This is a genomic window from Mycobacterium sp. E2733 (assembly GCF_001667585.1).
Taxonomy (GTDB): domain Bacteria; phylum Actinomycetota; class Actinomycetes; order Mycobacteriales; family Mycobacteriaceae; genus Mycobacterium.
In genome coordinates this window covers 1-6,079 of the sequence record NZ_LZJZ01000125.1, presented here as the reverse complement: position 1 = coordinate 6,079, position 6,079 = coordinate 1, and the positions used below count along the sequence as shown (strand labels likewise).

Genomic DNA, 6,079 nt, shown 5'->3' with positions numbered 1-6,079 from the left:
CGCCACGCTGGGCGCTCAGGCGGTCGACGGATTCCGCACCTACCACGTGATGAACCCGCACGACGACGGCATCGGACTCGATGAGTACGTCGACTGGCTCATCGAGGCCGGTTACCCGATACAGCGCATCGGCGATTTCGCGGAGTGGTTGCAGCGGTTCGAAACCGCCCTGCGTGCCCTGCCGGACCGACAGCGCCGGCACTCGGTCCAGGATGTGTTGCAGTTCGTGTTACAGACTTCCGAACAGTTGCAGCCCCCCGAGCCGAGCCGCGGGTCCTACGCGCCGACCGACCGCTTCCGCGCCGCGGTCCAAGAGGCCAAAATCGGCCCCGACCATGACATCCCGCACGTGACGGCGCCGGTAATCATCAAGTACGCCACCGACCTGCGGCTGCTCGGACTGCTCTAGCGCATGCACGTTTTCAGCGAATACCGTTGCCTGCCAAAGGCTTCCGCGCCGACGCGATCACGTAGTCGGAGAAGCCGGTCGATCGTTCCCACAGCGATACGCCGCGGCATTGCGCACGATCGTCGTCCGTCACCTCCACGACCACTTCATTCATTTTTTTCTTTGCCTGAATGCGCTGCCGGGTGTACTTGGCCATGCCCGGGTAAACATCTTCCCGGATCGATTCCACCAACACATCCTCGAAGCCCGCGGCGGCCAGCCGTCGCGGATATTCCTGCCGGTCGTAGTAATTGGCTTTTGGAATGTGTCCGTACTTTCGGCCGAACGCGGTCGCCGGGCCGGATTTCTTGCCCGGTTTGGGAAGCATGTCGGTGAGTGCAATGGTTCCTCCGGGCTTGAGGACGCGAAACGCTTCGCGGATGAATTGATCGCGGGTGTCGAAGTGGAATGCGCATTCCAGGGCCAAGACTTTTTCGAACGACACGTCAGGGAAATCCATTGCGGTCGCGGAGCCGAGCCGGACGTCGATTTGTCTCTCCAGCCCCCGCTCGGCGACGCGGTCCCGGGCCATGTCGACGTGGACCGGTGTGATGTCGATTCCCGTGATGTGAAAAACCTTGAAGCGCTCGAGAAGAACAAAATCCTGCTCTCCGAAACCGACTCCGACGTCGAGCACCCTATCGGTCGGTTCCAGCCCGGCCCGCGTGCCCAGGAGTTCCACCATCGCAACGCAAGCATCGGGATAGGTGCGGGCGACTTTCCAGTAGCCGAGGTTTAGCCACAGCGGCTTGGACTTATCGACGTACCCCTCGTTCATGAAATCGATGACATCGTCGCCGATCATCGTGTAGTAAGCCGCGGCGTCTTTTTGCCGCATCAAGCCATAGGACTGGGAAAGTGTCCGGAACGCCCGGGAGATCGCAGAGCCATTTCCGCGCATTGTCTTCCCTTCGGGAAACCGGTATTTCATGGTAGCGCGGCGCCCCGGCACGGCGACCCGGATGGAAAACTTCAGCCGCGACGGATTGCGCGCAAAACTCGGCCGATCGGTGCGGCCATGGTCCATGATGGTCTCCGTGGACACCAGCGCCCACGACATCGCGAACATGCCCCGGGGCGGGCCGAACGCCTCCCGGCTCGACCGTCGATTGCAGACCGACCGACTCGAATACCTTGACCGCGACGACGTCGACGAGCTGAAGCAAAAGGTCATCCGGGCACTCGACCGCGCCGGACGGCGACGGTTCCGGGGCGCTCATCAGAAGTTGGCCAAGATCGTGCTGGCCGAGGTGGCCGACATCCCCGCTCCGAAGATTCTCGAGCTGGGGGCCGGCCTCGGCGGGCTGTCGAGCAAGGTCCTCGAGATGCACCCCACCGCACACGTGACGGTCACTGACGTCGACCCCGCATTCGTGGCCGCCGTCGCCGCCGGTGATCTCGGCAGCCACCCACGGGCCACGGTGCGGGAGATGGACGCCACCGCGATCGACGCCCCGGACGGGCAGTACGACCTCGCGGTGTTCGCGATGTCGTTACACCACCTGCCGCCCGTGCCGGCGGCCCGGGTATTCGCCGAAGGAACCCGGGTCGCGAAAAAGTTGTTGATCATCGACCTCCCCAGGCCACCGGCCGCGCTGCACTCGGTGGTGCTGGCGGCGACCTGGCCCTTCACCAAGGTGAGCCCGCTGGCACACGACGGTTTCATCAGCCAGTTACGCACCTACAGCCCGTCGGCGCTGAGTGCACTCGCCCATTTCGCCGACCCGGCAATCACCGTCGAATTCCCCAACCAACGGTTGGGCCCGACGGTGGCGGTTGCCAGTCGCGGTCCCGGCTCCGCCTAACTTTCCAGTTCCCGCTTCAGGTTGGCCAGGACCTCGCCCTGAATTCTTTTCAATCCCAACGGCGCAAAAGTCTTCTCGAAGAAGCCCTTGACACCGCCCGCGCCGGTCCAGGTGGTCTTCACGGTGACGCTGGACCCCGGTCCGGCGGGGGCCACCGTCCAGGTGATGATCATCGACGAGTTGGCGTCCTTCTCGATGACGGAGTGGCCGGCGACGTCGACGTTGACCTGCACGTCGCGGACGCGAGACTTGGTGGCCTGCAGCTTCCACTTGGCGACCGTGCCCGCACCCTGGCCGCCCTCCACCACCTGGTACTCGCTGTACTGCGGGGACAGAATCTTCGGGCGCACCTGCTGATAGTCCGCGACGGCCGCGAGGGTGGCGGCCGGCTCGGCGTTGACCAAAATCGTGCTGGCAGCACTCACCTGTCCCAAGACAACTCCTGAAGCTATGCCGCCCGCGCGCGGGTGCACGGGCTGTGGTCGAAGACTAGGGTATATGTGGTGCCTGTCCCTGGATCTGCACTATCGGCGCACAAGGCGGGCGTTGACCGGTTGATGGCGAGTTATCGATCCATCCCCGCAACGTCCGCCGTCAGGCTCGCCAAGCCGACCTCAAACCTGTTCCGCGCCCGCACCAAACGCGACGCTCCCGGCCTGGACACGTCGGGGTTGACCGGCGTGCTGAGCGTCGATCCGGAAGCCCACACCGCCGACGTAGCGGGCATGTGCACCTATGAGGATCTGGTGGCCGCGACGCTGCCTTACGGACTCTCGCCACTGGTCGTCCCGCAATTGAAGACCATCACGCTCGGCGGCGCAGTCAGCGGCCTGGGTATCGAGTCGGCGTCGTTTCGCAACGGGCTGCCGCACGAATCGGTGCTGGAGATGGACATCCTCACCGGCGCCGGCGAGCTGCTCACCGCGTCGCGCACCCAGCATCCCGACCTGTTCCGCGCCTTCCCCAATTCCTATGGGACGCTGGGGTATTCAACGCGGCTGCGAATAGAGCTGGAGCCCGTTGCGCCATTTGTCGCGTTGCGGCACGTCCGGTTCCGCTCGCTGCCCGCACTGATCGCGGCGATGGAACGCATCATCGATACCGGCGGGCAGGGCGGCACGCCGGTCGACTATCTCGACGGGGTGGTGTTCAGCGCCGACGAAAGCTACCTGTGCGTGGGCCGGCGAACCACCACCCCGGGACCGGTCAGCGACTACACCGGGAACGACATCTACTACCAGTCGATCCGGCACGACTCCCCCGGCTCGGAAGCCACCAAGGACGACCGGCTGACGATCCACGACTATTTCTGGCGCTGGGACACCGACTGGTTCTGGTGTTCGCGCGCGTTCGGTGCGCAGAACCCGCGGCTGCGGCGCTGGTGGCCACGCCGCTACCGGCGCAGCAGCGTCTACTCGAAGCTCGTCGCCATGGACCAGCGCTTCGGCGTCGCCGACCGGATCGAGAAACGCCACGGCCGTCCCCCGCGTGAGCGGGTGGTCCAGGACGTCGAAGTGCCGGTCGAACGGACCTGCGCGTTCCTGGATTGGTTCCTGGAGAACGTGCCCATCACCCCGATCTGGCTGTGCCCGCTGCGGCTGCGCGATCACGAGGGCTGGCCGCTGTATCCGATGCGGCCGGACCACACCTACGTCAACATCGGCTTCTGGTCTTCGGTGCCGGCGGGCGCCACGGAAGGTGCTACCAACCGGACGATCGAGGCGAAGGTGAGCGAGCTCGACGGGCACAAGTCGCTGTATTCGGACTCCTACTACACCCGCGAGGAATTCGACGAGCTGTACGGCGGCGAGGCTTACAACACGGTCAAGAAAACCTACGACCCCGATTCCCGGCTACTCGACCTCTACGCAAAGGCGGTGCAACGGCGATGACTTCCATAAGCGAGACCAAAGAACCCCGGCGCGCCACGGCCGGAAAACTCAGCATGGCGGAGATCCTGGAGATCTTCGCCGCCACCGGGCGGCACCCGCTGAAGTTCACCGCCTACGACGGCAGCACCGCGGGCAGCGCGGACGCCGAACTGGGCCTGGATCTGCGGACCCCGCGCGGCGCCACCTACCTGGCCACCGCCCCCGGCGAACTCGGTCTCGCCCGCGCTTACGTGGCGGGCGACCTGGACCTGTACGGCGTGCACCCCGGTGACCCCTACCAGCTGCTCAAGACGCTGACCGACCGCGTCCAATTCAAGCGGCCGCCGGCGCGGGTGCTCGCCCACGTCGTGCGCTCGATGGGGCTGGAGCGGCTGGTGCCGGTCGCCCCGCCACCGCAGGAGACGCCGCCGCGGTGGCGGCGGATCGCCGACGGGCTGATGCACACCAAGACCCGAGACGCCGAGGCCATCCACCATCACTACGACGTCTCCAACACCTTCTACGAATGGGTGCTCGGCCCGTCGATGACGTACACGTGCGCGGTCTACCCCGACGCCGACGCCACGCTGGAAGAGGCCCAGGAGAACAAGTACCGGCTGGTCTTCGAGAAGCTGGCGCTGCAGCCCGGCGATCGGTTGCTCGACGTCGGCTGCGGTTGGGGCGGCATGGCGCGCTTTGCCGCGCGGCGCGGCGTCCGGGTGATCGGCGCCACCCTGTCGGGCGAACAGGCGAAGTGGGCGCAACGGGCGATCGAAGCCGAAGGGCTGTCGGACCTCGCCGAGGTCCGGCATTCCGACTACCGCGACATCCGCGAAGGCGGGTTCGACGCCGTGTCCTCGATCGGGTTGACCGAACACATCGGCGTGAAGAACTACCCGGCCTACTTCGGGTTCCTGAAGTCGAAGTTGCGCACCGGCGGGCTGCTGCTCAACCACTGCATCACCCGCCACGACAACAAGTCGACGTCCTTCGCGGGCGGTTTCACCGACCGGTATGTCTTCCCGGACGGGGAGCTGACCGGCTCGGGACGCATCATCACCGACGTCCAGGACGTCGGTTTCGAGGTGCTGCACGAGGAGAACTTCCGTCATCACTACGCGATGACGCTGCGCGACTGGTGCCGTAACCTGGTCGAGCACTGGGACGAAGCGGTCGACGAGGTCGGCCTGGCCACCGCCAAGGTGTGGGGGCTGTACATGGCGGCCTCGCGGGTGGCCTTCGAGCAGAACAACCTGCAGCTGCACCACGTGCTGGCGGCCAACGTCGACGCCCGGGGCTGCGACCACCTGCCGCTGCGGCCCTGGTGGACGCCCTAGGCCCTCTGGCGGCGACCCGCCGCGCCCGGCTTGGCCGCGTTTGCGATCGCCGCTAAGCGTTGTCGATCCGGCGGGCGCCCAGCTCGTTCTGTAACAACTCGAGCGCGACCTCCTCGGGGTCGCGGCGCGGCGCGGACGACACGGCGCGGCCGGCTTCGGCGAGCATGTGCTCCTCTTCGTCGCGCTGTGCGACGTCGGGCGGGGGATCCGCGGCCGTCGGTGTCGTCGGGGGTGACTCGACCGGCGCGGCGGCGCCCACCTCGCACCGCACGCGCCAGTTGACGCCCAGCGCATCTTTGAGCGCTTCGGCGATGACGTCGGCATTGCGCTGTTCGCACAGCCGCTTGGCCAGCGGCGCCGACGAATGCGTCAGCACCAGCGTGTTTCCCTCTAGCGCGCGGACGGTGGCGCCCGCCAGCATCACCTCCGTGGTGCGGCTGCGCTGACGCACCTTGTCGCGCACCGTCGGCCACATGGTTCGCACGGCGGCCGCGTTGAGTTCACCGGGCGCGGCCGATTCGGGGACCGGCGCGGCGGCCGGTTCGGGCGCCGGCGGTGCCGGGACCGGTTCGGGGACCGCCTCCGGCTTGGGGACGGGCGGAGCGGACCTGGGGGGGG

At 66.6% G+C, this 6,079-nt stretch carries 5 protein-coding genes and 2 pseudogenes; 4 read left to right on the top strand and 3 right to left on the bottom strand.

The window, feature by feature from the left end:
• A pseudogene (locus tag A5678_RS22980) lies at positions 1-409 on the top strand (oxidoreductase); the annotation flags it as partial.
• A gap of 13 nt (positions 410-422) precedes the next feature.
• On the opposite strand, the gene A5678_RS22975 reads toward A5678_RS22980, so the two are convergent.
• Positions 423-1,475: a class I SAM-dependent methyltransferase gene (locus A5678_RS22975; protein WP_197502232.1), complete on the bottom strand. Its 1,053-nt coding sequence runs from the start codon at positions 1,473-1,475 to the stop codon at positions 423-425.
• Between the two features lies 1 nt (position 1,476).
• Between A5678_RS22975 and A5678_RS22970 the strand changes: the two genes are divergently transcribed.
• The gene (locus A5678_RS22970) at positions 1,477-2,253 is read left to right on the top strand and encodes a methyltransferase domain-containing protein (protein WP_068047378.1); all 777 of its coding nucleotides are present in this window, start codon (positions 1,477-1,479) and stop codon (positions 2,251-2,253) included.
• On the opposite strand, the gene A5678_RS22965 is transcribed toward A5678_RS22970, so the two are convergent.
• Complete coding sequence (locus tag A5678_RS22965; RefSeq protein ID WP_068047366.1) at positions 2,250-2,687, bottom strand: SRPBCC family protein; 438 nt, start codon at positions 2,685-2,687, stop codon at positions 2,250-2,252. The genes A5678_RS22970 and A5678_RS22965 overlap by 4 nt on opposite strands.
• Positions 2,688-2,753: 66 nt before the next feature.
• Between A5678_RS22965 and A5678_RS22960 the strand changes: the two genes are divergently transcribed.
• Together A5678_RS22960 and A5678_RS22955 are read left to right on the top strand one after the other, a co-directional pair.
• Entirely contained in the window at positions 2,754-4,145 is a 1,392-nt protein-coding gene (locus tag A5678_RS22960) for an FAD-binding oxidoreductase (protein ID WP_068047363.1), read from the top strand.
• The gene (locus tag A5678_RS22955) at positions 4,142-5,461 is read left to right on the top strand and encodes a class I SAM-dependent methyltransferase (protein WP_197502231.1); all 1,320 of its coding nucleotides are present in this window, start codon (positions 4,142-4,144) and stop codon (positions 5,459-5,461) included. The genes A5678_RS22960 and A5678_RS22955 overlap by 4 nt, the downstream gene beginning before the upstream one ends.
• A 52-nt stretch (positions 5,462-5,513) precedes the next feature.
• Here the strand turns inward: A5678_RS22955 and A5678_RS22950 are convergent.
• Positions 5,514-6,079: pseudogene (locus A5678_RS22950) on the bottom strand (DNA polymerase III subunit gamma/tau); the annotation flags it as partial.

What these genes read in the sequence shown, in the direction of transcription:
- A5678_RS22975 (WP_197502232.1), bottom strand. Translation starts at nt 1,475, where the DNA reads ATGGACCATGGCCGCACCGATCGGCCGAGTTTTGCGCGCAATCCGTCG.
- A5678_RS22970 (WP_068047378.1), top strand. Translation starts at nt 1,477, where the DNA reads ATGGTCTCCGTGGACACCAGCGCCCACGACATCGCGAACATGCCCCGG.
- A5678_RS22955 (WP_197502231.1), top strand. Translation starts at nt 4,142, where the DNA reads ATGACTTCCATAAGCGAGACCAAAGAACCCCGGCGCGCCACGGCCGGA.